The sequence below is a fragment of the Micromonospora sicca genome (genome assembly GCF_003172935.1).
GTDB classification, from domain to species: Bacteria; Actinomycetota; Actinomycetes; order Mycobacteriales; family Micromonosporaceae; genus Micromonospora; species Micromonospora sicca.
Genome location: NZ_QGKS01000262.1, coordinates 18,072 through 39,720, shown reverse-complemented (window position 1 = coordinate 39,720; position 21,649 = coordinate 18,072). Strand labels below are relative to the sequence as shown.

Annotated in this window: 19 protein-coding genes and 1 pseudogene; 3 read left to right on the top strand and 17 right to left on the bottom strand. The window is 72.3% G+C overall.

Going from position 1 to position 21,649, the window contains the following annotated elements:
• The 7 genes and pseudogenes from DKT69_RS20670 to DKT69_RS38430 form a co-directional block, all read right to left on the bottom strand.
• Positions 1 to 440 (bottom strand): annotated as a pseudogene (locus tag DKT69_RS20670) (protein translocase subunit SecD); the annotation flags it as partial.
• 219 nt (positions 441 to 659) lie between these two features.
• The gene (gene yajC / locus DKT69_RS20665; RefSeq protein ID WP_109803171.1) at positions 660 to 1,025 is read right to left on the bottom strand and encodes a preprotein translocase subunit YajC; all 366 of its coding nucleotides are present in this window, start codon (positions 1,023 to 1,025) and stop codon (positions 660 to 662) included.
• A 121-nt stretch (positions 1,026 to 1,146) separates the two neighbouring features.
• On the bottom strand, positions 1,147 to 2,211 hold the full coding sequence (gene ruvB, locus DKT69_RS20660) for a Holliday junction branch migration DNA helicase RuvB (protein WP_109803170.1): 1,065 nt from the start codon (positions 2,209 to 2,211) through the stop codon (positions 1,147 to 1,149).
• A gap of 58 nt (positions 2,212 to 2,269) precedes the next feature.
• Entirely contained in the window at positions 2,270 to 2,872 is a 603-nt protein-coding gene (ruvA, locus tag DKT69_RS20655) for a Holliday junction branch migration protein RuvA (protein WP_109803169.1), read from the bottom strand.
• Positions 2,873 to 2,890: 18 nt separating this feature from the next.
• Entirely contained in the window at positions 2,891 to 4,306 is a 1,416-nt protein-coding gene (locus DKT69_RS20650; RefSeq protein ID WP_109803168.1) for an RNA-guided endonuclease TnpB family protein, read from the bottom strand.
• Positions 4,303 to 4,833, bottom strand: a complete 531-nt coding sequence (gene ruvC / locus DKT69_RS20645; protein WP_109803167.1) for a crossover junction endodeoxyribonuclease RuvC — start codon at positions 4,831 to 4,833, stop codon at positions 4,303 to 4,305. Before ruvC ends, DKT69_RS20650 begins: the two co-directional genes overlap by 4 nt.
• Positions 4,834 to 4,962: 129 nt before the next feature.
• Positions 4,963 to 5,277, bottom strand: a complete 315-nt coding sequence (locus tag DKT69_RS38430; RefSeq protein ID WP_161557909.1) for a DUF1905 domain-containing protein — start codon at positions 5,275 to 5,277, stop codon at positions 4,963 to 4,965.
• Positions 5,278 to 5,497: 220 nt separating this feature from the next.
• On the opposite strand from DKT69_RS38430, the gene DKT69_RS20635 reads away from it, so the two are divergent.
• Genes DKT69_RS20635 through DKT69_RS20625 form a run of 3 tightly spaced genes read left to right on the top strand, consistent with a single transcriptional unit; the run spans position 5,498 to position 10,067 of the window.
• Positions 5,498 to 6,280, top strand: a complete 783-nt coding sequence (locus DKT69_RS20635) for a 3-hydroxybutyrate dehydrogenase (RefSeq protein WP_109803166.1) — start codon at positions 5,498 to 5,500, stop codon at positions 6,278 to 6,280.
• 14 nt (positions 6,281 to 6,294) lie between these two features.
• Positions 6,295 to 8,214, top strand: coding sequence for a helix-turn-helix domain-containing protein (locus tag DKT69_RS20630; protein WP_109803165.1), 1,920 nt, complete (start codon positions 6,295 to 6,297; stop codon positions 8,212 to 8,214).
• Between the two features lie 59 nt (positions 8,215 to 8,273).
• Positions 8,274 to 10,067, top strand: coding sequence for a hypothetical protein (locus tag DKT69_RS20625; protein WP_109803164.1), 1,794 nt, complete (start codon positions 8,274 to 8,276; stop codon positions 10,065 to 10,067).
• Between the two features lie 14 nt (positions 10,068 to 10,081).
• Here the strand turns inward: DKT69_RS20625 and DKT69_RS20620 are convergent, their stop codons facing one another.
• From DKT69_RS20620 to DKT69_RS20575, 10 genes are all read right to left on the bottom strand, one after another.
• Positions 10,082 to 10,690, bottom strand: coding sequence for a TetR/AcrR family transcriptional regulator (locus DKT69_RS20620; protein ID WP_109803163.1), 609 nt, complete (start codon positions 10,688 to 10,690; stop codon positions 10,082 to 10,084).
• Between the two features lie 11 nt (positions 10,691 to 10,701).
• Complete coding sequence (locus DKT69_RS20615) at positions 10,702 to 12,270, bottom strand: MFS transporter (protein WP_109803162.1); 1,569 nt, start codon at positions 12,268 to 12,270, stop codon at positions 10,702 to 10,704.
• 444 nt (positions 12,271 to 12,714) lie between these two features.
• On the bottom strand, positions 12,715 to 13,878 hold the full coding sequence (locus DKT69_RS20610) for an acyltransferase family protein (protein WP_236648119.1): 1,164 nt from the start codon (positions 13,876 to 13,878) through the stop codon (positions 12,715 to 12,717).
• Between the two features lie 55 nt (positions 13,879 to 13,933).
• Positions 13,934 to 15,244 carry a glycosyltransferase 87 family protein gene (locus DKT69_RS20605; protein WP_109803160.1) on the bottom strand — a complete coding sequence of 437 codons (1,311 nt, stop codon included), beginning with the start codon at positions 15,242 to 15,244 and terminating at the stop codon, positions 13,934 to 13,936.
• Positions 15,245 to 15,509: 265 nt separating this feature from the next.
• The gene (locus DKT69_RS20600; protein WP_109803159.1) at positions 15,510 to 16,535 is read right to left on the bottom strand and encodes a branched-chain amino acid ABC transporter permease; all 1,026 of its coding nucleotides are present in this window, start codon (positions 16,533 to 16,535) and stop codon (positions 15,510 to 15,512) included.
• A complete protein-coding gene (locus DKT69_RS20595) occupies positions 16,532 to 17,413 on the bottom strand; it encodes a branched-chain amino acid ABC transporter permease (protein WP_109803158.1) in 882 nt (293 codons plus the stop codon). The genes DKT69_RS20600 and DKT69_RS20595 overlap by 4 nt, the downstream gene beginning before the upstream one ends.
• 7 nt (positions 17,414 to 17,420) lie before the next feature.
• Complete coding sequence (locus tag DKT69_RS20590; protein ID WP_109803157.1) at positions 17,421 to 18,677, bottom strand: ABC transporter substrate-binding protein; 1,257 nt, start codon at positions 18,675 to 18,677, stop codon at positions 17,421 to 17,423.
• Between the two features lie 42 nt (positions 18,678 to 18,719).
• Positions 18,720 to 19,412: an ABC transporter ATP-binding protein gene (locus DKT69_RS20585; RefSeq protein ID WP_109803156.1), complete on the bottom strand. Its 693-nt coding sequence runs from the start codon at positions 19,410 to 19,412 to the stop codon at positions 18,720 to 18,722.
• Entirely contained in the window at positions 19,399 to 20,160 is a 762-nt protein-coding gene (locus tag DKT69_RS20580; protein WP_109803155.1) for an ABC transporter ATP-binding protein, read from the bottom strand. Before DKT69_RS20580 ends, DKT69_RS20585 begins: the two co-directional genes overlap by 14 nt.
• Before the next feature lie 277 nt (positions 20,161 to 20,437).
• Entirely contained in the window at positions 20,438 to 21,637 is a 1,200-nt protein-coding gene (locus DKT69_RS20575) for an FAD-dependent monooxygenase (protein WP_109803154.1), read from the bottom strand.
• Positions 21,638 to 21,649 lie beyond the last annotated feature (12 nt).

Below are 21,649 nucleotides of genomic sequence, written 5' to 3'. Positions count from 1 at the left end.
GCGGTGGGGGGCGGCGCCGGGGCGGCGGTCGCGCCGCTGCCGTCGGTCGCCTTGAGCACCTTGCGGAACCGCAGCTCGGCGGCGCTGCCGACGTCGGTCAGGTCCCGGTTCACACCGGGCAGGGAGATGACGATGTTCCGGTTGCCCTCGGTGACCACCTCGGCCTCGGCCACGCCGTAGCCGTTGACCCGGTTCTCGATGATCTGGCGCGCCTCCTCGAGGTTCTCGGCCGTCGGAGGCTTGCCGTCCACGCTGTTGGTGGCCTCGAGCGCCACCCGGGTGCCGCCGATCAGGTCCTGGCCGAGCCGCGGCTCCAGCCGGTCCTTCCAGCCACCACTGGCGCCGCCCGAGAAGAACACCAAAAGATAGAGGACGACGAAGATGAGCCCGAGAACGGCGAGCTGCCGTCCGGGGCGCATCTGTCCCTGAGGTGGTGCCACGGCTGTCCTGTCTCCCTGTACGGTCGCGCCGCCTGCGCAGCGGCGACGAAAGTCGGGCCGGGGGTGTCCGGCCGACTGCTCTGGCGGGTCGACGCCGCCGGTCGACACGCCTCCGGGTCACGACGCGGCGGCGTCGGGGGAGTTCCGCGTGTCGGCGTCGGGCGCCGACCCAACTATCCACTTGTCGGGATGAATCCGCTGCCCCGTCGGGGCGGTCGGTCACTCCTTGACGGCGTCGGCTTCCTCGGCCACCGGCTCGGTCGCCTCGGGGCGCTCGGCCCGGGTGGTCACCCGCGCGATGGCCGGCCGGGCGTACCGGGTCTGGACGCCCGGGGCGACCTCGAGCAGGACGATGTCGTCGTCCACCTCGGTGACCGTGCCGTAGAGGCCGCCGATGGTCACCACCTCGTCGCCCGGGCCGAGCTGGGACTGCATCTGCTCGGCCTCGCGGCGCCGCTTCTGCTGGGGGCGGATCATCATGAAGTACATGACGCCGAAGAGCAGGGCGATCATCAGGATCGGCGTCAGACCGCCGGCTCCTCCACCACCCGCTGCAAGGTAAAGCACGGTTGTCGACCTTCCCATTGGCCTCCGACCAGCACGAGGGGTGCCGGAGCGGAGGCGGAATCTCACGTCCTGTACAGACCGCGGCGAAGTCTAATCCCTGCACCTGAGAACACCGAATGCGGCACAGATCACGTTCGGATCACGGCTGTTCCGGCGGTGCGGAGAAGAGATCGGGCACGGTAGGGGCATCCGTGCCAAATGTACCATTGGGCGGTGTACGCCCCAGATGGTGCCAGGCCGCCTCGGTCGCCACCCGGCCCCGCGGCGTACGCGCCAGCAGCCCGGCGCGGACCAGGAACGGCTCGCAGACCTCCTCGACGGTGTCCGGCTGCTCCCCCACCGCCACCGCGAGGGTGGAGAGCCCGACGGGGCCGCCCCGGAACGAGTCGACCAGCGCGGTCAGCACCGCCCGGTCCAGCCGGTCCAGGCCCAGCGCGTCGACGTCGTACACGGTCAGGGCGGCCCGGGCGGTCTCCAGGCTGACCACGCCGTCGGCCCGGACCTCGGCGAAGTCCCGCACCCGGCGCAGCAGCCGGTTGGCGATCCGCGGGGTGCCCCGGGACCGGCCCGCGATCTCGGCCGCGCCCTCCTCCGTGATCGGCACGCCGAGGATCCGCGCCGAGCGGCGCAGCAGCACCTCCAGGTCGGCCGGGGCGTAGAAGTCGAGGTGGGCGACGAATCCGAAACGGTCCCGCATCGGCCCCGTGAGCAGGCCGGACCGGGTGGTCGCGCCGACCAGGGTGAACGGCTCCACGTCGAGCGGGATGGCGGTGGCCCCCGGGCCCTTGCCGACCACCACGTCGACCCGGAAGTCCTCCATCGCGCTGTAGAGCAGCTCCTCGGCCGGCTTGGCAATCCGGTGGATCTCGTCGATGAAGAGCACGTCGCCCTCGGCGAGGCTGGTCAGGATGGCCGCCAGGTCGCCGGAGCGCTCGATCGCCGGGCCGCTGGTCACCCGGAGGCCCGAGCCCAGCTCGGCCGCGACGATATTGGCCAACGTCGTTTTCCCGAGGCCAGGCGGCCCGGAGAGGAGGATGTGGTCTGGCGGGGAGCCGCGCCGCATCGCGCCCTGGAGCAGCAGGTCGAGCTGGTCGCGGACCCGGTGCTGGGCGATGAACTCGTCGAGCCGCTTCGGCCGGACGCTCGCCTCCGCGTCGAGTTCGGCGTCGCTGACGTACGCCGAGACCAGGTTCTCCCCGGTCATGAGGGTTCCTTCGTTCGCGACTGCGGGGCTCGCAAACCCGGCTCACTCCTCGCGCTCATCACCGCGTCCGGCCCAGGAGGCGGATGGCCTGCTTGAGCAGGATCGGCACCGGCGGGGTCTGCCCGTCGACTGTCTCGGCGACCGTGGCCACCGCCTGCTCGGCCTGGGCGCTGGACCAGCCGAGCCCGACGAGCGCCTGGCGGACCTGCTCGGGCCAGGCGCCGCCGGTCACCCCGGCCGCGCCGTCGACGCCGACCGGCACCGGGCCGATCCGGTCCCGCAGCTCGAGGACCAGCCGCTCGGCGCCCTTCTTGCCGATGCCCGGCACCCGGGTCAGCGCGGCGGTGTCGGCGTTGGCGATGGCCTTGCGGACCGCGTCCGGGGTGTGCACGGCGAGCACCGCCTGGGCCAGCCGGGGGCCGACGCCGCTGGCGGTCTGCAGCAGCTCGAAGAGCTGCTTGGCGTCGTCGTCGGCGAAGCCGTACAGGGTGAGCGAGTCCTCCCGGACGACCAGGCTGGTGGCGAGCCGCGCCGGCTGGCCGACCCGCAGCTCGGCGAGGGTGCCGGGGGCGCACTGCACCGCCAGGCCGATCCCGCCGACCTCCACCACCGCATGGTCCGGACCGGTCGCGGTCACCGTGCCGCGCACGCTGGCGATCATCGCGCTCCTGCTTCCTACCTAGTTGCTCATTGCTGAGCGGTTCGGATTATTCGCTCTCCGCTCGGCGGTGGCCGGGCTGGAGTCCTGGACCGGCAGTCTGGTCCGGTGGCGATCGGTCCTGTCCTGCAGGATCTGCTTCACCTTGTGGTGCGGGGTGTGCAGGGCGATGTCGGGGTCGCCTGCTCGCTGCAGGATGTTGATCGCGGCGTTCACGTCGGCCTGCCACACCACCCCGCACGCAGTGCAGTGAAACCGGTCCCCGCTGCGTCGGCCGAGCCGGCCGCAGCGGTGACAGGCTTGTGAGGTGTAGGCGGCGTTGACGTGCACGAGCGCAGAACCTCTGCGCTCCGACACGTTGGTTAGGGCCTCGGCGGTGACCCCTTTGGCCCACGCGGCGAGGCGCCGGTTGACGTTGCGGCCGAGCGTCCTGCGCCCGGCGAAGCGTTTGGTGAGGTCTCCGGCGACCACGGTGGCGGCCTTGTCGACGGCGCGGTGCACTGCGGTGAAGATCTCGGTACGCACCCGTGCGCGGTGGCGGGCGGCCTGTCGCTCCCGCTTGACGGTCCCGAGGTTGTTGGCCCTGATCCGGTGCGCTTTCGCATGGTCGCCACGACGGGCGGCGGTGTTCGCGATCGAGCGCAGCTTCGCCCGACGCCGGTTGCGTTCCTTCAACCGGTCCGACTCACTGCTCAGCAGCTGGCCGAGGCGGCCGCCGTGGCGGCCGCCGTCGGAGTCGGTCAGGGCTTCGGTGTAGCCCTTGTCGACGCCGACCGTCCGGTCACCGCACGGCCGCAGCGACGACCGCATCTGCGACGCGTCGATCTGGTAATGCACCTCCACCCGCCCGCCGCGCAGCATCAGCCGCAGCGTGCCCGTCGGGGCCACGGTCGACGACAGCGGGATCTTGACCATCTTGCGGCGTTGCAGGCCAGGGACCGCCAGCCACAATCGGCCGCGCGCGTCGGTGACGGTGTTGTGCTGGTCCGCGCGCACCACGATCTGATCGTGCGTGCGGTTGCGGCCACGCTTCCAGTGCTTGCGCATCTGTCGAGCCAGAAAGGGGTCGACAGCCCATCGGTCGGCCTTCAGCGCGGTGAACATCCGCTTGCGCTCGACCGGATCGGTGGTGCGTCGGGTGATCGCCCGCCGGACCTCGACCTTGGCCGAGGCGAGGTTCGCTGCGACGTCGGCCATGGCGTCGCGGACGGTTTCCTTCCACGCGTTCGCCAGCACCCCGAACTGGACGTGTGTGCCGTCGGCCAGCCAGCGGTCTCGCACCTGCCGGTCCGTCAGCCCGGACCCGACACCGGCGATCGACCCGTACCGCTGCCACACCAAGCTACGCACCCGACCCAACCGACTGGCCTGCTCCACCAGGGCCGTGTACTTACCCGCGTTCAGCCGGTCGGAGTACGCGATCCGGGTGACCGTCACTTAGTCGCTCCTCCTCGTCGGGCCCGCTCGGCCGCGGCGGCCAGCTTGGACCGGGTGCCGCCGCGCCACACGTGGCAGATGGCCAGGGCCAGGGCGTCGGCGGCGTCGGCCGGCTTCGGCGGCTCGGGCAGCCGCAGCAGCCGGGTCACCATCGCGGTCATCTGTGCCTTGTCGGCCTGACCGGAACCGGTCACCGCCGCCTTGACCTCGCTCGGGGTGTACGTCTGCACGGGCAGCCCGGCGCGTGCCCCGGCGAGCACGGCGATCCCGCTGGCCTGCGCGGTGCCCATCACGGTGCGGACGTTGTGCTGGCTGAACACCCGCTCGACGGCGACCGCGTCCGGCCGGTGCTCGGCGACCAGGTCGGTCAGCGACCGGTCCAGGTGCAGCAGGCGCAGCGGCAGCTCGTCGCCCGGGTCGGTGTAGACGACGTAGTAGGCGACCAGCGTGCAGGGCCGGCCCGGCACCCCCTCGACCACGCCGACCCCGCACCGGGTAAGCCCCGGGTCGACGCCGAGCACCCGCACGCCGCCTCCTCCCCCAGCCGCCAGCAGTACGTGTGTTCGACACCCTACTGGTCGGCTCGCGCCGGCACCCGTGGGGACACGCCGGCCCGGCGCGGCGACCGGTCGACCGCCGGCACGACCCGGTCGCCGCTACATCCGCGCGTGGTCGACCTCGACGGCGGCGGAGACGACGTCCCCGTGGTCCTTCCCGGCCCGGATCCGGGCCGGGACCGCCAGCAGCCAGCCCGCCCTCCGGTCCCGCCAGACGCTGGTCGACCAGGTGCGGGCGTCCACCGTGGCGGTCACCGGCACCCGGCCGAACGGGCCGGCGGTGGGTGGCGCGTACTCGTCGGGCACCGGGGCGAAGACCCAGCCGCCGGGACCCGGCCAGCGGACCAGCGTCGCCTCGAAGGCCACCGGCGCTCCCTCGGCGGAGCCGCCGCCCGGCAGCGAGACTGTCGACATCTGCACGCTCCGTCCGGTCGGGGCCGACCGGGTGGATGGTCGGCGCGGTGACGTCCCGCCGCCGACTGTGCCACGCCGGTCGGACACTCCCGACCGCCCGCCGGGTCGCCCCCGGCCCGTCCGGGCCCGCGGCGTTTCCCCACTCCCACACAGAACGACGGTGGAGTATGTGCCGCCGCCCCATGTGCCACCGGCCACACAGCTCGTAACTTCTTGCGCCATGACGGCAGAACCCGTGGCGGTCCCCCACGTCGTACGCGTCGACCTCTCCGGTCGTAGCGCCCTGGTGACCGGTGGTGGCAGCGGCATCGGCCGGGCCTGCGCGCTGCGCCTGGCGGCGGCCGGCGCGAGCGTGCTGGTGGTGGACCGCAACGTGGAGGCGGCCAAGGCGGTGGCCGCCGAGGCGGGGGGTCGGGCCGAGGGGATCGACCTGGCCGACGCGGCGGCGGTGGACCGGCTCGACGCCGACGTGGACATCGTGGTCAACAACGCCGGGCTGCAGCACGTCGCGCCGGTGCAGGACTTTCCCACCGAGCGCTTCGAGTACATCCAGCGGGTGATGGTGGAAGCGCCCTTCCTGCTCATCCGGCGGATGCTGCCGCACATGTACGCCAACGGCTGGGGCCGCATCGTCAACATCTCCTCGGTGCACGGGCTGCGCGCGTCGCCGTACAAGGCGGCGTACGTGTCCGCCAAGCACGCACTGGAGGGGTTGTCGAAGGTGGTCGCGCTGGAGGGCGCCGCGCACGGGGTGACGGCCAACTGCATCAACCCGGCGTACGTCCGCACGCCGCTGGTGGAGAGCCAGATCGCCGACCAGGCCGCCAGCCACGGGATCGACGAGGACGAGGTGGTCGAGAAGATCATGCTGGCCCGGGCGGCGATCAAGCGGCTGATCGAGCCGGAGGAGGTGGCGGAGCTGGTGGCGTACCTGTGCTCCCCGCCGGCGGCCTTCATCACCGGCGCCTCGATCGCCCTCGACGGGGGCTGGACGGCCAACTAGTGGCGTCGCGCACAATGTCGCTCATGTCGTCGCCGGTCGAGTTCCTTGAGCTACTGGCCCGGGAGGCCGCCGCGGTCGAGTTCGAGGGGCCGCTGGTGGCCGCCCGGGCCGCCGGCCTGCCGGCCGAGCGGCTCGCCGAGCTGGAGCAGGCGAAGGTGGTGGCGCTGCGGGTCCGCGCGCTGCTGGAGCGCCGGCGCCGCCGGGAGATCGAGCTCTCCGGCCTGTACGACACGGCGAGCGACCTGGCCGGGCTGCGCGACCTGGACGACGTGCTGCGGGCGATCGTGCATCGGGCGCGGATCCTGCTCGGCACCGACGTGGCGTACATGACGCTCAACGACGACGAGCGCGGCGACACGTACATGCGGGTCACCGACGGGTCGATCTCGGCGCGCTTCCAGCGGCTGCGCCTGGAGATGGGCGACGGGCTGGGTGGCCTGGTGGCGCAGACCGGCACGCCGTACGTCACCTCGAACTATCAGGAGGACGAACGGTTCAAGCACACCGGGGAGATCGACGGCGGGGTCGGCGAGGAGGGCCTGGTGGCCATCCTCGGCGTGCCGCTGCGGCTGGGCTCCAGTGTGATCGGCGTGCTGTACGCGGCGAACCGGTCGGCCCGACCGTTCGCCCGCGAGGAGGTGTCGCTGCTGGTGTCGCTCGCCGCCCACGCGGCGGTGGCGATCGACACCGCCCGGCTGCTCGCGGAGACCCGCTCGGCGTTGGCGGAGCTGTCCGCGGCGAACAGCACCATCCGGGCGCACAGCAGCTCGGTGGAGCGGGCCGCGGCGGCCCACGACCGGATGACCGCGCTGGTGCTGCGGGGCGGCGGGGTGGAGGACGTGGCGGCCGCGGTGACCGACGTGCTCGGCGGGGCGCTGCTGGCGCTGGACGCCGAGGGCCGTCAGCTCGCCCGGGTCGGGCAGATCGCCGAGCCGGACCGCGCCGACATGGTGGAGGCGGTGGCCGCGTCGCGTACCGAGGGGCGCAGCGTGCGCCGCGGCCCGCTCTGGTACGCCGCGGTGGTGGCCGGCGCGGAGAACCTGGGCGCGCTGGTGCTGCGCCCCGACGGCGAGCTGGTCGACGCGGACCAGCGGATCCTGGAGCGCGCCGCGCTGGTCACCGCGCTGCTGCTGCTGTTCCGCCGGACCGTCGCCGAGGCGGAGGGGCGGGTCCGGGGTGAGCTGCTCGACGACCTGATCGCCCGGCCGCTGCGCGACGCCGACGCGCTGCGCAGCCGGGCCCGCCGGCTCGGGGTGGACCTGGACGCCCCGCACGTGCTGGTCGCCGTTGGCGACGACGCGATCGCCGCGACCGGCTCCGCCCGGCAGCGGGTGCTCTCCTGGGCCACCACGTACGCCTCGACCCGGGGTGGGCTGGCGGCGGCGCGGGACGGCCGGGTGGTGCTGATGCTGCCCGGGCGGGACGCCGGGGGCAGCGCCCGGGCGGTGGCCCGGGACCTGTCCCGGGTGACCGGTCGCCCGGTGACCGCCGGCGCCAGCGGGCCGTCGGCCGGTCCGACGTCGCTGGCCACCACCTTCGCCGAGGCGGAGCGCTGCCTCACCGCGCTGGGCGCGCTGGGCCGCTCCGGGCAGGGAGCGAGCACGGCGGAGCTGGGCTTCGTCGGGCTGTTGCTCGGCGCGGTCGGCGACTCCGGCGACCGGGACGTGGCCCGGTTCCTCACCACGACGGTGGGGCCGGTGGTGGACTACGACGCCCGGCGGGGCACCGCGCTGGTGAAGACCCTGGAGGCGTACTTCGGGGTGGGCGGCAGCCTGGCCCGGGCGGCGGAGCTGCTGCACGTGCACGTCAACACGGTGACCCAACGGTTGGAGCGGGTCGGGCAGCTGCTCGGCGCGGACTGGCAGAAGCCGGAGCGGGCCCTCGAGGTGCAGTTGGCGCTGCGCCTGCACCGCCTGCGTACGCCCGCCGGCTGACCTGGCGGCCGCCGCGCAGGGACGGTGCGCCAGCTGGCCATCGGGCATGATCGGCATCCGTGACCGAACCCGAGCAGGAGCTTTTCCGGCGGCTCGTGGCGGCGGCCAGCCGGGTGTGCCGGCTGGCGGACGAGCCCGACGTCTTCGACGAGTACAACGACAGCGACGGGCTGCGGGACTTCCTCGACGCCCTGGCGGAGCTGGACAAGCTGCTGCGCGAGGTGGATCCGGTCCCGCTGCCGCCGGCCAGACAGCCCGCGCCCACGGTCGCCGACGTTCTCGCCGTGCTACTCGCCCTGCCCGGGGTACCCGGTTTGGAGGAGCTGACCGGGCGGCTGGACGACGAGCAGGTCGAGAAGGCGCTCCGGGTCGCGCTGAACCTGTCGGACCGGCACCGGCAGACGAACCTCATCGTGCGCCTGGCACCGCGGCTCAGCGAGGTGCAGGCGCAACGGGCGCTTACGGTGGTGCCGACGATGGACCGCGCGTCCCAGCAGATGCTCACGCTGGTCGCGCTGCTACCCCGGTTGCCGGAAGCGCGACGGTCCGCGTCGGCTCGGTTCGCCCTGGCCGCGGCGAGCCGGCTGCACCCGGCGACGGGCGCCTCATCGCTGATGAAGTTGGCGCCGTGGCTCGACGCGGCCCAGCGAGCGACGCTCTACGACATCGTCACCAGCCGGCTCGGCGACGGTTCGGGCCCGGAACTCTGCTGGCTCGCCGAGCATTACCTCCCCGAGCAGCGGACAGCCGCACTGAACAAGATCATCCAGGTTGCGGACGGCAACTCGCGGGCGGTGCTGCTCACCGCGATCGCGCCACACCTGGACGAGGCGCAGCTCGCGGTCGCCACCGACGCCGCGGCCGGCATCATCGATCCCGGTTTCCGGGCCCGGGCGCTGGCCGGTGTCGCCCGCTCCCTCCCAGCGGCGCGTCGGCGTCAGGCCGTGTCGGCCGCACTGACCGCCGCGGGCGAAGCGACCGGGGACGGCCACTCCTACCTGGCCTGGAAGGACCTGTTTCCGCTGCTCGAGCCGGACCAACTCGGCGACGCACTGGCCGCCGTCGCGGCCGTTCGCGACGGGCACAGCCGCGCCCACTCGCTGAGCCTGCTGATCCCGCTGCTGCCGTCCACCTTGCTGCCCACTGCCGCCGCGGCCGCCAGAGCGATCGCGGACCACGGCGCCCGGGCCGCGGCGCTGGCCTCGTTGGTCCCTTACCTGCCCGACGAGGTCCGTACATCGGCGGTGTCGGCTGCGGCCGAGGCGCTGACCGAGCGCCCAGGGGGCCCCTGGGCGTCGCACCTGCGCGTCCTGGCGCCCCACCTCACCACCGAGCAGCTCGCCGGGCTGTGGGAGGTGGCGCTGCGGGAGGAGCGGGAGTACCCGCAGCAGGCACTGGCGACGCTGGCGCCCTTCGTGGACGCGGACCGCCGGGGGCAGGCCCTGGAGCTGGCGCTGAGCTACGAGCCCCAGCATCTGGTGGACGCGGTGCACGAGCTGGCGCCGCACCTGGACGCCGCCCGGCGGGGGCGTGCGTACGAGGAGATCCGGCAGATCCAGGAGCCCGCGTCACGGGCGCGGGGCCTCGCCCGGCTCGTCGCGTACCTGTCCCCGCCCGAGACGGCGGAGGTGGCCCAGGAGGCACTGGCGACAGCAGGGACCCTACGTGACCCGGGCGCGCGGGCGGCGCTGCTCGCCGAGCTGGTGCCGCATCTCGACGGCACGTCGAGGGAGACGGCGCTGGCCTGGGCGTTCGCCGCCGCCACCGCGATCGAGCCGGAGGATCGGTGCCCGGGCTTCCCCGCGCTCACCCGGCTCGTGCCCCTGATCGCCGGGGCCGGCGAGGGGAATTGACCGAGCGCACCCCGTCAGCGGGTGCGGATGCCGTCGAGGACGTTGTCCACGATGCGCTCGGGCAGGATCCGGTCGTCCAGCTCGGGGTGCCAGCGCAGCATCCGCTGGATCAGCATCGGCCCGGTGAGCAGCGCCATCGTCAGCTCGATGTCGAGGTCGGCCCGCAGTTCGCCGCTGGCGACGCCGCGCCGGAGCACCTCGCGCATCAGCTTCCGCCGGGGTTGGATGATGTTCTGGTAGAGCTGGAAGTGGTCCGGGCTGCGGTTCACCTCGGGTATCAGGCAGGGCATGATCTTGGCGGCCCGGGGGTCGATGTTGTGCCCGACCGCGCCGACGAGCACCACCAGGTCGTCCCGGACGGAGTCGCCGGCCGGCTTCGGCATGATGCCCTTGAGCCGGCGCAGCGCGTCGAGCAGCAGGGCGTCCTTGCCGGGCCAGCGCCGGTAGATGGTGGCCTTGCCGACCCCGGCGCGGGCGGCGATCGCCTCGATGGAGAGTGTCTCGATGCTGCTGCCCTCGGCGAGCAGGTCGAGGGTGGCCTCGATGATGGCTTCGTCCGCGCGGCTGCTCCGCGGTCGCCCGGGCGACCGCGGAGCATCGGCGGTGGAAGTCATGTCAGACATTGTCGCCCAACCTAGGCGGTCCCGGCCAACTCGGGCTCGACGGCCGGTCGAGCCTCGGTCGGGCCGGCCGCCGGGCGAGCCGGCATCCAGCGCACCGCGATCAGGATGCCCAGCGCGGCCACCACCGCGGAGAGCCCGGCCGCCCAGTGCATCGCCGCGACGAACGAGTCGTTGGCCGCCGCGATCAGCTTGGGCGCCGCCGGCCCGAGCTGGGCCGCCGCCGCGTACGCGCCGGAGATGGACTCGTCGGCGGCGTCTCGGGCCGGGGCGGGCAGGCCGGCGAGCGCCGAGGCGATGTCCTCCCGGTAGACCGCGGAGAGCACCGAGCCGAGCACCGCGACCCCCAGTGCGCCGGCGACCTGCCGGACGGTGTTGCTGACCGCCGAGCCGACGCCGGCCTTCTCCCGGGGCAGCGCCGACATGATCGACTCGGTCGCCGGCGGCATGATGTTCGCCATGCCGGTGCCCTGGACGAAGGTCAGCACCAGGACCACCCAGATCGGCGTGACCTCGTCGACGAGGACGAACGCGCCGAGCGCCACCGCGGTCAGCACGAGACCGACCACGGCGACCGCCCGGCCGCCGAAGCGGCGGACCATCGCCGCGCTGCGCGGCGCGAAGAACAGCTGCGCGGCGGCGAAGGGCAGGAAGAGCTGGCCGGTCTCGAGCGGGCTGTAGCCCCGCACCAGCTGCAGGTAGAAGGCGTTGAAGAACATCACGCCCATGGCGGCGAAGAAGACCAGCCCGACCAGCGCCACCGGGGCGGCGAAGCGGGGCACCCGGAACAGCCGGACGTCCAGCGAGGGGTGGTCGCTGCGCAGCTCGTGGGAGATGAACCAGCCCAGCACGGCCAGGCCGCCGACGATCGAGGCCCAGACCAGCGGCCGGTCGAAGCCGTGCTCGCCGCCGTCGATGATGCCGTAGGTGAGCGCGACCAGGCCGACCACCGAGAGCAGCACGCCGAGCAGGTCGACCCGGCCCGGGTTCGGGTCGCGCGACTCGGGCACCAGGACGCCGACCAGCACCACGCCGATCGCCACCACCGGCACGTTGATCAGGAAGACCGAGCCCCACCAGTAGTGCTCCAGCAGGGCACCGCCGAGGATCGGGCCGATCGCCACGGCGAGGCCGACCGCGCCGGCCCAGACGCCGATGGCCCGGCCACGCTCGCGCGGGTCGAAGACGTTGGAGATGATCGAGAGGGTGACCGGCATGATGGCCGCACCGCCGACCCCCATCAGGGCGCGGGCGCCGATCAGCTGCGCCGGGCTCTGCGCGTACGCCGAGAGCAGCGAGGCGAGGCCGAAGAGAAGCAGGCCGATCATGAGGAAGCGCCGGCGGCCGGCGCGGTCGCCGAGCACCCCGAAGCTGAAGAGCAGGCCGGCGAAGACCAGCGTGTAGGAGTTGATGGCCCATTCCAGCTCGCCCTGGCTGGCCCCGAGGCCGTGCACCGGGTCGGCGAGGGTGCGCAGCGCGACGTTGAGGATGGTGTTGTCGAGGACAACCACGAGGAGGCTGATCACCAGCACCCCGAGGATCGCCCACCTCCTCGGATGTCCGGTGTTCTCGTGCGGTTCCATGTCCGTTTTCCCCCCGGCTCACCCGCGTCGAAATACGATACGGGGCAGACTCGTAACGATGCCTGAGCGTAGGCGAGAGAGTTTCGATACGGAACCGGTTCGTATCGTTTGTGCGCCAGCTCACGGTGCTCGGTTTGGAGTGGCGGACCTCGGCCCGCCGCTCCACCGGCGCTGCGGCGTCGTCCCACATGGCCGCCCTTGTCCGGTTGCGGCGGTCCGTCAGTAGATGCGGCCAGCCGTGCCCGGCTCCCGGCGGTCCGGCTTGATTCCGGCGCCGGTCACGGCGGCCAGGCCCCTCGGCCCAGGCGCAGCGCGTCGACGGAGGGAAGGCTCAGCCCTTCCTCGCGCTCCTACTCGACTGGAGGGACGCCCGCGAGTGGCGTCCGCCGTCGCCGCGAGCCAGGCGACAGGGCCGGTCGGCCCAGGGATCGGACGCCCGCAGCGTCAGCGGGTCGTCCGCAACTGGCGCAGCGAGTCGCTGAGCTGACGCTTCATCCAGCGGGAAGCGGGCCGCTCGACGAATCGGTGGATCAGCCACGCGGCGACGAGCAGGGACGCGACCAGAGCGGTGATCAGCAGCCACGGCGACAGATGGGCCTGGAGCCGCTCGATGACGGCGAGCCCGACCGTCTGGTGGATGAGGTAGAGCGGGTAGGTCAGCGCTCCGGCTGTCGCGACCCAGCGCCACCTCACCCAGGAGAAGAGATTGAGGGCGACCGCCGCCATCACGAGGAAGAAGCCCGTCACGATGACGGCCGTCGGCACGAACGAGACGTCGCGGGCCTGGGCGAGGCTGGGCAGCCGCGTGATCGCGATCAGCCAGGAGAGGCCGACGATCGACCACAGCAGCAGGTTCGGACCGAAACGGTAGGTGAGGTAGAGGGCGATGCCCGCGATGAAGTAGCTGGAGTAGCCGGCCGCCACGACGTTGGTGAACCCTTGGTTGCCGAACTTCGGCACGATCAGTGAGGCGACGGTCCAGATGGCGCAGAAGGCGACCACGCCGCGGTAGGTCAGGCCACGCGTCACGATGACGGCGAAGAGGATGTAGAAGGTCATCTCGACGGTGAGCGTCCAGTACGACAGGTCGAGGTGCCGGATGCCGAGGAACTCCTGCATCATCGTCAGGTTGCCCAGCACATCTCGGACCTTGAGGTCGACGCCCCTCGGCACGGCCACGAGCACGCCGGTCGCCACCAGGACGGCGAACCAGTAGGCGGGGTAGAGCCGCACGACGCGGGAGACGAAGAAGTCACCGAGGGAGCGGCCCCAGGCGCTCATACAGATGACGAAGCCGCTGATCACGAAGAACAACTGCACGCCGAGGAAGCCGTACTTGGCGACGGAGTGCAGCGGGCCGAAAGCGGTCGCAGCGGAGGGCTGCCAGACGCCGATCTTGTCACCGACGAGGTGGTACCCGACGACCATGAGTGCCGCGCCGAGGCGCAGTCCGTCGAGGACCAGCAGGCGCGGCGGCCGCCCGACAGGCGCGCTCTCGGCGGCCGGCGTCTCCGCGACGGTCTGCCGGGGCAGGCCGGCGCGTTGGCTCGGCGGCGTCGGCTCGGTCGTCGGCGCTGCGACCGCGCGCTCGTCCATCGCCTGCGTCATCGACGTCTCCTGGTCTTCGTGGCGGTTCCGAGCCGCTGCCGGCCGGAGAAAATGATCATGGGCCGGCGATGCCGGCGGTCGGCACGACCGTCTGTTCCGCGCGGGACCGCCGGTACAGCCACAGCGCGGCGAGCGCGAAGAGCACCAGTACCGTCGGCACGTAGGGATCAACCGCGAACCGCTGGGCGAACCCGTCCAGCTGGCCGGCCTTCCAGATCAGACCCCTCGGGAGGATTTCGCCGCGATAGGGACCCGGCCACATGAGGAAGGGCAGGATCGCGGCGACCGCGACGACGGCGGCGAGCACGCGTGCCGCGCCGTGCGAGCGGCGCACGACGTCGACGAGCACGATCGCCATCGGGCCGATCCAGAGCCAGTAGTGCGACCAGCTCACCGGCGAGATGAGAAGCATGGTGAAGCCGACGACGATCATGGCCATGGCCTCCTCCCCGTGCCGCTGAAGCGCGGTCGCGAGGGCGAGGCCGGCGACCAGGACGACGACCACGGACAGCATCCACCAGATCGTATTCTGCTGGTCCGTCTCAAGCAGACGCGCGGTGAAGCCCTGCAGGGACTGGTTGCCGCCGTAACGCGGGCCGGATGTCATCAGCACCCGGTGCGAGTCGAACGCCCGCCCGGTCAGCCAGTAGTCGTACGAACCGCCCGGCTGGATGATCGCGCCCAGCAGCGTGAGCCCGACGAAGGTGCCCGCCGCGACGATGGCGGCCCGGATCCGCCGCGTGAGCAACAGGTAGACCACGAAGAGGCCGGGCAGCAGCTTGGTCGCGGTCGCGGCGCCGATGAGTACGCCCTTGAACCGGCTCCGGTCGGGGATCGCGAGGTCCGCCACGACCAGCAGCATGACGAAGATGTTGATCTGACCGAGGTCGAGGTTGCGCTGCAGCGGCTCGGTCCACAACAGCACCGCGCCGACGGCGGCGACGAGACCGAGACGGCCGCGGGTGCCCTCGTACCCGAGCATCTTGGTGGTGAACCACACCGCCGCGAGCATCCCCACGACACCCACCGCGTTCATGAGGTTGAGCGCGGCCCGATCGTCGAACCAGGCCAGCGGGACCACGAACGGCAGGGTGACCGGCGGATAGGTGTAGGGAAGGTTCAGCGTGGTGTACCCGAGCTGATAGACGGGCTGCCCATCCAGGAACGCGTGGGCGGCCCCGAGGTACATGTTGAAATCCGTCCCGCGGAACGGGTGGTCGCGCACGAAGGCGACATACGCCGCGAGCGAGACGGCCAGCACGGCCAGTCCGGGGATGAGGAGCCAGTTCGGCACGACGGTCCGCGGGCGAGCGGCATGATCGGCCGCCACCCCGGCGGCGAACCGGCGGATGTGCTGGGTGACCATAGTGGGCCGAATCCTAGCCGGGTTGGCGTCCCGGTACGTAACGACCCCCCGGGCGCTTGGTAGCTTACAGTAGCTGGCCGATCGCTGATCGTCATGCGCGTTGCTGAGGGGGTTGCCCGACTCCCGTGACCATGGTGCCCGGCGACCGGGACGCACGGGCGGACGGTGACCACGGCGGGGCTGGGGACGACCGTGACCGGCGCAGGGATCAGGCCGGACCGCCCGGAGCCGGGCACGTCGCCCCCCAGCCCCACCGCTTGGACGCTTAGCCCCCAGTCCTGCGCCGGGCGGATCCCCAGCGCCGCGCCAGGTCGGCGATCGTCCCCCAGATGCCGCGCCGGAACAGCAGCACGACGAGGACGAAGATGCCGCCGGTGACCAGGCCGATGGCCTCGAATCCGGAGAAGGACAGCCAGTCCTCCAGCCGGACCACGACCGCCGCGCCGAGCACCCCGCCCCACAGGGTGCCGATGCCACCGAGCACCACCACGATCACCGCCTTGCCGGAGGTGGTCCAGTGCAGCACGTCGAGGGAGACGAAGCGGTGGCTGACGGCGAAGAGCCCGCCGCCCAGCCCGGCGATGAAGCCGGAGAGGACGAAGGCGGTCAGCTTGTACCGGTGCACCGGGTAGCCGAGCGCCCGGGCGCGCGCCGGGTTGTCGCGGATGCCGACCAGCACCCGGCCGAACGGCGAGTGCACGATCCGCCAGACGGCGGCCAGCCCGAGCAGCACGATCGGCAGGATCGCGTAGTAGAAGTAGTAGTCGTCGCTCAGGTCCGTCCCGAAGAACTCCCGGGGCACGCCCTGGAGGCCGTTCTCGCCCCGGGTGACCGAGCGCCACTCGTTGGCCACGTAGTAGACCAGTTGCGCGAAGGCCAGGGTGACCATCGCGAAGTAGATCCCGGTGCGCTTGACCGCGAGGTAGCCGATCGGCACCGCGAGCAGCGCCGCGGCGAGCGCGCCGGCCAGCACCGCCGCCGGGAAGGGCAGGCCGGCGTGGATCGCCAACAGCCCGGTCACGTACGCGGAGGTGCCCCAGAACGCGGCGTGCCCGAAGGACATCAGCCCGGTGAAGCCGAGCAGCAGGTCCACCGAGACGGCGAAGAGCGCCCAGCAGAGGATGTCCACCGCCACCGCCGGGTAGAGCCCGTTGGGCAGCCAGAGCGCCACCACCAGGCCCACGGCGAGCAGCGCGTAGCGGACCCAGCCGGGGGCTCTGGCGACGGTGAGCAGCCCGGACGGCGCCGCCGGGCGGGCCGCGTCGGCGGGGGTGTCGACGGCGCTGGTCATGCCGGTGCCTCCTCACGGCCGAACAGGCCGGCCGGGCGCCAGAGCAGCACCACGGCCATCACCACGAAGACGACGGTCTGGGACACGATCGGGAACTCCGACAGGTACGCCTCGCCCCAGGCCTGGACCAGGCCGATGCCGAAGCCGGCGGCGACCGAGCCGAAGATCGAGCCGAGGCCGCCGATCACCACCACCGCGAAGACCACGATGATCAGGTCGGCGCCCATCAGCGGGTTCACCGCCCGCATCGGGGCGGCGAGCACGCCGGCCAGCCCGGCCAGGCCGATGCCGAAGCCGAAGACCGGGGTGACCCACCGCCCCACGTCGATGCCGAAGGCGCGGGTCAGCTCGGGCCGCTCGGTGGCCGCCCGGACCACCATGCCGATCCGGGTCCGCCCCAGCACCCACCACACCGCGACGCAGAGCAGCACGGTGAAGCCGAGGATGAAGACCCGGTACGTCGGGAAGTCGAAGAGCCCGAAGTTCACCGAGCCGCTCAGCGCGGCCGGCGTGGCGTACGGGCTGGACTGGATGCCGTACCGGGACTTCACCAGGTCCTGGAGGATCAGCGTCAGGCCGAAGGTGAGCAGGAAGTTGTAGAGCGGGTCGAGCCGGGTCAGCCGGTGGATCACCGCCCGCTCCAGCGCCATGCCCAGCACGGCGAGCGCCAGCGGCATGATCACCAGGGCCGCCCAGAACGGCACGCCCGCCTCGGTGAGCAGGACGTACGCCCCGAACGCGCCGAGCATGTAGAAGGCGCCGTGGGCGAAGTTCACCACCCGGAGCATGCCGAAGATGACCGCGAGCCCGAGGGCGAGCAGGGCGTAGAACGCCCCGCTCACCAGCCCGTTGAATGTGTTCTGCGCAAAACCGGACATCGTCCCGTCACATCTTGCAGTCGGCCGACGGGGCGCGGAACGCCTCGGCGGCCGGGATGGTCTTGAGGACCTTCACGTAGTCCCACGGCTCGGTGACCTCGGCCTGCGGCTTCACCTGGGCCAGGTACGCGTCGTGGATGACCCGGTGGTCCTCGGCGCGGATCTTGCCGTTGCGCAGGAAGACGTCGTTGACCTCCTTGCCCTCCAGCCCCTTGACCACGGTGTCCGCGTCGTCGGTGCCGGCGGCCTGCACGGCCTCCAGGTACTGCATCGCCGCGGAGTAGTTGGCCGCGTGGGCGAACGAGGGCCGGGTCCCGGTCGCGGACTGGAACCGGTCGGCGAACGCCCGGTTCTGCTGATCGAAGTTCCAGTACCAGGCGTCGGTGTAGGTGGTGCCGGCCAGCGCCGCCGGGGTCAGCGAGTGGATGTCGGTGATGAACATCAGGCCCACGGCCAGCCCGATGCCCTTGTCCCGGAGCTTGAACTCGTTGTACTGCTTGACCACGTTGACCAGCTCGGCGCCGGCCTGCATGGTGCCGAGCACCTGCGGCTTCGGGTTGAGGGTGGGCGCCTTGAGCAGGAACGACGAGTAGTCCCCGGTGGTGTTCGGGAACGGCGCGCCGTCCTTGCCGACCACCTGACCGCCGGCCTGGGCGATCGCCGCGGAGAAGCTCTTCTCCATGTCCTGACCGAAGGCGTAGTTCGGGTAGAGGATGTACCAGTTCTTGCCGACCTGCTCGGTGGTCGTCTTCCCGGTGCCGTTGGCCAGCATGTACGTGTCGTACGCGTAGTGGAACGTGTACTTGTTGCAGCTCTTGCCGGTCAGGTCGGTGGTCGCCGCGCCGATGTTGAAGTAGAGCTTCTTCTTCTCCTTCGCCACGTCGGCGACCTTGAGGGCGGCCGAGGAGGTCGGCACGTCGAGGATGAGGTCGACACCCTTGCGGTCGTACATCTCGGCGGCCTTGCTGTTGGCCACGTCCGGCTTGTTCTGGTGGTCGGCGGTCTCCACGGTGATGTCCTTGGTGATCGCCTTGTCGCCGTACTTGGCCTTGAAGTCGGCGATGGCCATCTCCACGGCCTTGACCGAGTTCTTGCCGGACAGCTCCGAGTAGGCCCCGGACTGGTCGTTGAGGACCCCCAGCACGATCTTGTCACCGGTCAGCTTCTCGTCGCCGCCCGAGGCCGGCCCACCGCCGCCGCAGCCGGCGACCAGCACCACCGCCGCCGAGGCGGCGGCCACACCCACGCTCCTACGCATGTCCATCCCTTTCGTACCGCGCGGTCCGCGCGGGTCAGCCGTCAAGATTCAGATCCCGAGGTACGCCAGCAGCTCGCGCTCCCGCGAGCGGACCTCGGAGTTGTCCATCGCCTCCGCGATGCGTCCCTCGGCCAGCAGGTAGTGCCGGTCGGCGACGCCGGTGGCGAAGTGCAGGTTCTGTTCGACCAGCAGCACGGTCACCCCGTGCTGCTTGGCCTCCCGCAGCAGGTCGCCGACCTGCTGCACGAGCAGTGGGGAGAGCCCCTCGGTGGGCTCGTCGCAGAGCAGCAGCCGGGCGCCCATCCGCAGCACCCGGGCCAGGGCGAGCATCTGCTGCTCGCCGCCGGAGAGCATGGTGGCCGCCGAGTCGCGCCGGGTGTACAGGGCGGGGAACGCCTCGTAGACCCGCTCGAGGGGCCACGGGTCGGGGCCGACCCGGGGCGGCAGCGTCAGGTTCTCGGTGACCGTGAGGGTGGCGTACGCGCCGCGGTCGTCGGGGACCCAACCGAGCCCCAGCCGCGCCCGCTTGTACGCCGGCAGCCGCGTCACGTCCCGGCCGTCCAGGGTGACCGTGCCGCGCTGGCCGGGGTGCAGTCCCATCACGCAGCGCAGCAGGGTGGACTTGCCGGCGCCGTTGCGGCCGACCAGGGTGACCACCTTGCCGACGGCGACGTCCAGGCTCACCTCCCGCAGCACCTGCGCCTCGCCGTAGAACGCGGAGAGGTTCTCAATGCGCAGCATCAGCGGCTCCCAGGTAGGCGGTGATGACCCGCTCGTCGGCGCGGACCTGCTCGTAGGGGCCCTCGACCAGGACCTTGCCGGCCTGCAGGACGGTGACGGTGTCGGCGAGCCGGCCGACGACGCTCATGTTGTGCTCGACCATCACCACGGTGCGGCCCTTGCGGACCTTCGCGATCAGGTCGACGGTGCGGTCGACGTCCTCCAGTCCCATCCCGGCGGTGGGCTCGTCGAGCAGCAGCACCTTCGGGTCCAGGGCGAGGGCGATGGCCAGCTCCAGGGCGCGCTTGCGCCCGTAGGCGAGCGCCTCGGCGGGGGCCTCGGCCAGTTCGTCGAGGCCGACCATGGCCAGCAGTTCGTCGGCGCGTTCCCGGTAGCGGTCCATCAGCTTCGCCGAGCGCCAGAACCGCCAGCCCAGCCCGCTCGACGACTGCAACGCCAGCTCGACGTGCTCGCGGGCGCCGAGCTGCGGGAAGAGGCTGGTGATCTGGAACGAGCGGGCCACGCCGAGCCGGGCGACCCGCTCCGGCGGTAGGCCGGTGACGTCCCGGCCGGCCAGCTCGATCCGCCCGGCGGTCGGCGGCAGGAACCCGGTGAGCAGGTTGAACAGCGTGGTCTTGCCGGCGCCGTTCGGGCCCACCAGGGCGTGCACGGTCTCCGGCGCCACGTCCAGGTCGACGCCGTCGACCGCCCGGAAGCCCCGGAAGTCGCGGGTCAGCCCGCGGGCCGACAGGAGCGCTTGCCCGGCCATCGCCACATCCTCCGCAGGTGTCCGGCGACGACCGGGTCGGTGACCGTGGTCACAGGGCCGTCGCGTGGAGGAAACCTACGGTGCACCGGCCGAGTCCAGCCATGTCGGTCCCCCACACTTTCCCGCCGGTCGAGGCGGGGTCGGCGGACATGTCCGTCACCCCACGGCCGGTCGCGGCGGATTGACGGTGGCGAGTGGGCGGGCCGGGCGAGCGCTCCCATGTGGCCCGGCCACCTGACTGCGCGCCGGTCGCGGAGGTCCCGGGCCGGAGCGCGGGTCACCCGGTCGCGGCGTACTCCGGCAGGGCCAGACCCTCGGCCTGGCTGAAGAAGAGCCGGGTGGCGAGCCGGCGCAGCGGGCGGGAGGTCATCGCCCGCATCGACGCGTCCCGCAGCCGGATGGCCGCCCGGCTGGCCGGCAGGAAACCGGAGATCCCGCCGCCGGGCAGCTCCTGGCCCCGCTGGACGTGCGCCCGCAGCACCTCCTCGTACCGCCGGTACGCGACCGGGTGATCGCCACCGGCGGCAGCCAGTTCGCCGGCCAGCACGTACGCGCCGACCAGGGAGAGGCTGGTGCCCTGCCCCGTCAGCGGGGACGGGCACCAGGCGGCGTCGCCGAGCAGCGCCACCCGGCCCCGGCTCCACCGGTCCGTCCGCACCTGCCCGTACAGGTCGAAGTAGAAGTCGGGGGCGTCGGCCATGACGGCGAGCAGTTCCCGGGTACGCCAGCCGACGTCGGCGAAGCGCTCGGCGAGGAGGCGCTGCTGGGCGGCGACGTCCCGCCGGTCCAGCTCCAGCGGCGGGGAGACGAAGCTGAACAGCGCGCTGGTCCGGCCGTGCCGGGTCGGGCGGGTGCCGACCACCCGGCCGCCCGGGGCGTTGTGCATGAGGAACCAGCCGTCGTCGTCCGGGTACGGCGTGCCGAAGTAGGCCAGGTACGCCCCGAGCGGCCGGACGTACGCCGACTCCGGCCCGAAGGCCAGCGACCGGGTCCGGGAGTGCACCCCGTCGGCCCCCACCACCAGGCCGACGGTGCGCGGGGCGGAGCGTTCGAAGGTGACCCGCACCCCGTCGCCGGTCTCGGTCAGCGACTCGATCGAGTCGTCGAAGAGGTACTCCACCCCGTCGCGGGTCTCGGAGTACAGCAGCCGGGCCAGGTCGCCCCGCTCGATCTCGATCTCCGCGACGATGCCCTCGCCGTCGAAGGCGTGCACCGGCATCCGGCAGGTCACCTCGCCGCGGGCGTCCACGTAGGCCATTCCGCGCTCCGCGACGCACTCGGCGCGGACCCGCGCGGTCAACCCCATCCGGTCGACCACCTCGCGGGCGGTCCCCCGCACGTCGACGGCCTGGCCGCCGGGGCGCGGGCCGGCGGAGCGCTCCACCACCGTCGGGTGGAAGCCGTACCGGCGCAGCCAGTAGGCGAGGGCGGGGCCGGCGATGCCGGCCCCGGAGATGAGCACGGTCCGGTCGTCCACCGTGGCGCTCCC

Bases quoted from the DNA above. Each gene is read 5' to 3' on its own strand.
- yajC (WP_109803171.1), bottom strand. From the start codon at position 1,025: ATGGGAAGGTCGACAACCGTGCTTTACCTTGCAGCGGGTGGTGGAGGA.
- ruvB (WP_109803170.1), bottom strand. From the start codon at position 2,211: ATGACCGGGGAGAACCTGGTCTCGGCGTACGTCAGCGACGCCGAACTC.
- ruvA (WP_109803169.1), bottom strand. From the start codon at position 2,872: ATGATCGCCAGCGTGCGCGGCACGGTGACCGCGACCGGTCCGGACCAT.
- DKT69_RS38430 (WP_161557909.1), bottom strand. From the start codon at position 5,277: ATGTCGACAGTCTCGCTGCCGGGCGGCGGCTCCGCCGAGGGAGCGCCG.
- DKT69_RS20635 (WP_109803166.1), top strand. From the start codon at position 5,498: ATGACGGCAGAACCCGTGGCGGTCCCCCACGTCGTACGCGTCGACCTC.
- DKT69_RS20630 (WP_109803165.1), top strand. From the start codon at position 6,295: ATGTCGCTCATGTCGTCGCCGGTCGAGTTCCTTGAGCTACTGGCCCGG.
- DKT69_RS20620 (WP_109803163.1), bottom strand. From the start codon at position 10,690: ATGTCTGACATGACTTCCACCGCCGATGCTCCGCGGTCGCCCGGGCGA.
- DKT69_RS20615 (WP_109803162.1), bottom strand. From the start codon at position 12,270: ATGGAACCGCACGAGAACACCGGACATCCGAGGAGGTGGGCGATCCTC.
- DKT69_RS20610 (WP_236648119.1), bottom strand. From the start codon at position 13,878: ATGACGCAGGCGATGGACGAGCGCGCGGTCGCAGCGCCGACGACCGAG.
- DKT69_RS20605 (WP_109803160.1), bottom strand. From the start codon at position 15,244: ATGGTCACCCAGCACATCCGCCGGTTCGCCGCCGGGGTGGCGGCCGAT.
- DKT69_RS20600 (WP_109803159.1), bottom strand. From the start codon at position 16,535: ATGACCAGCGCCGTCGACACCCCCGCCGACGCGGCCCGCCCGGCGGCG.
- DKT69_RS20595 (WP_109803158.1), bottom strand. From the start codon at position 17,413: ATGTCCGGTTTTGCGCAGAACACATTCAACGGGCTGGTGAGCGGGGCG.
- DKT69_RS20590 (WP_109803157.1), bottom strand. From the start codon at position 18,677: ATGGACATGCGTAGGAGCGTGGGTGTGGCCGCCGCCTCGGCGGCGGTG.
- DKT69_RS20585 (WP_109803156.1), bottom strand. From the start codon at position 19,412: ATGCTGCGCATTGAGAACCTCTCCGCGTTCTACGGCGAGGCGCAGGTG.
- DKT69_RS20580 (WP_109803155.1), bottom strand. From the start codon at position 20,160: ATGGCCGGGCAAGCGCTCCTGTCGGCCCGCGGGCTGACCCGCGACTTC.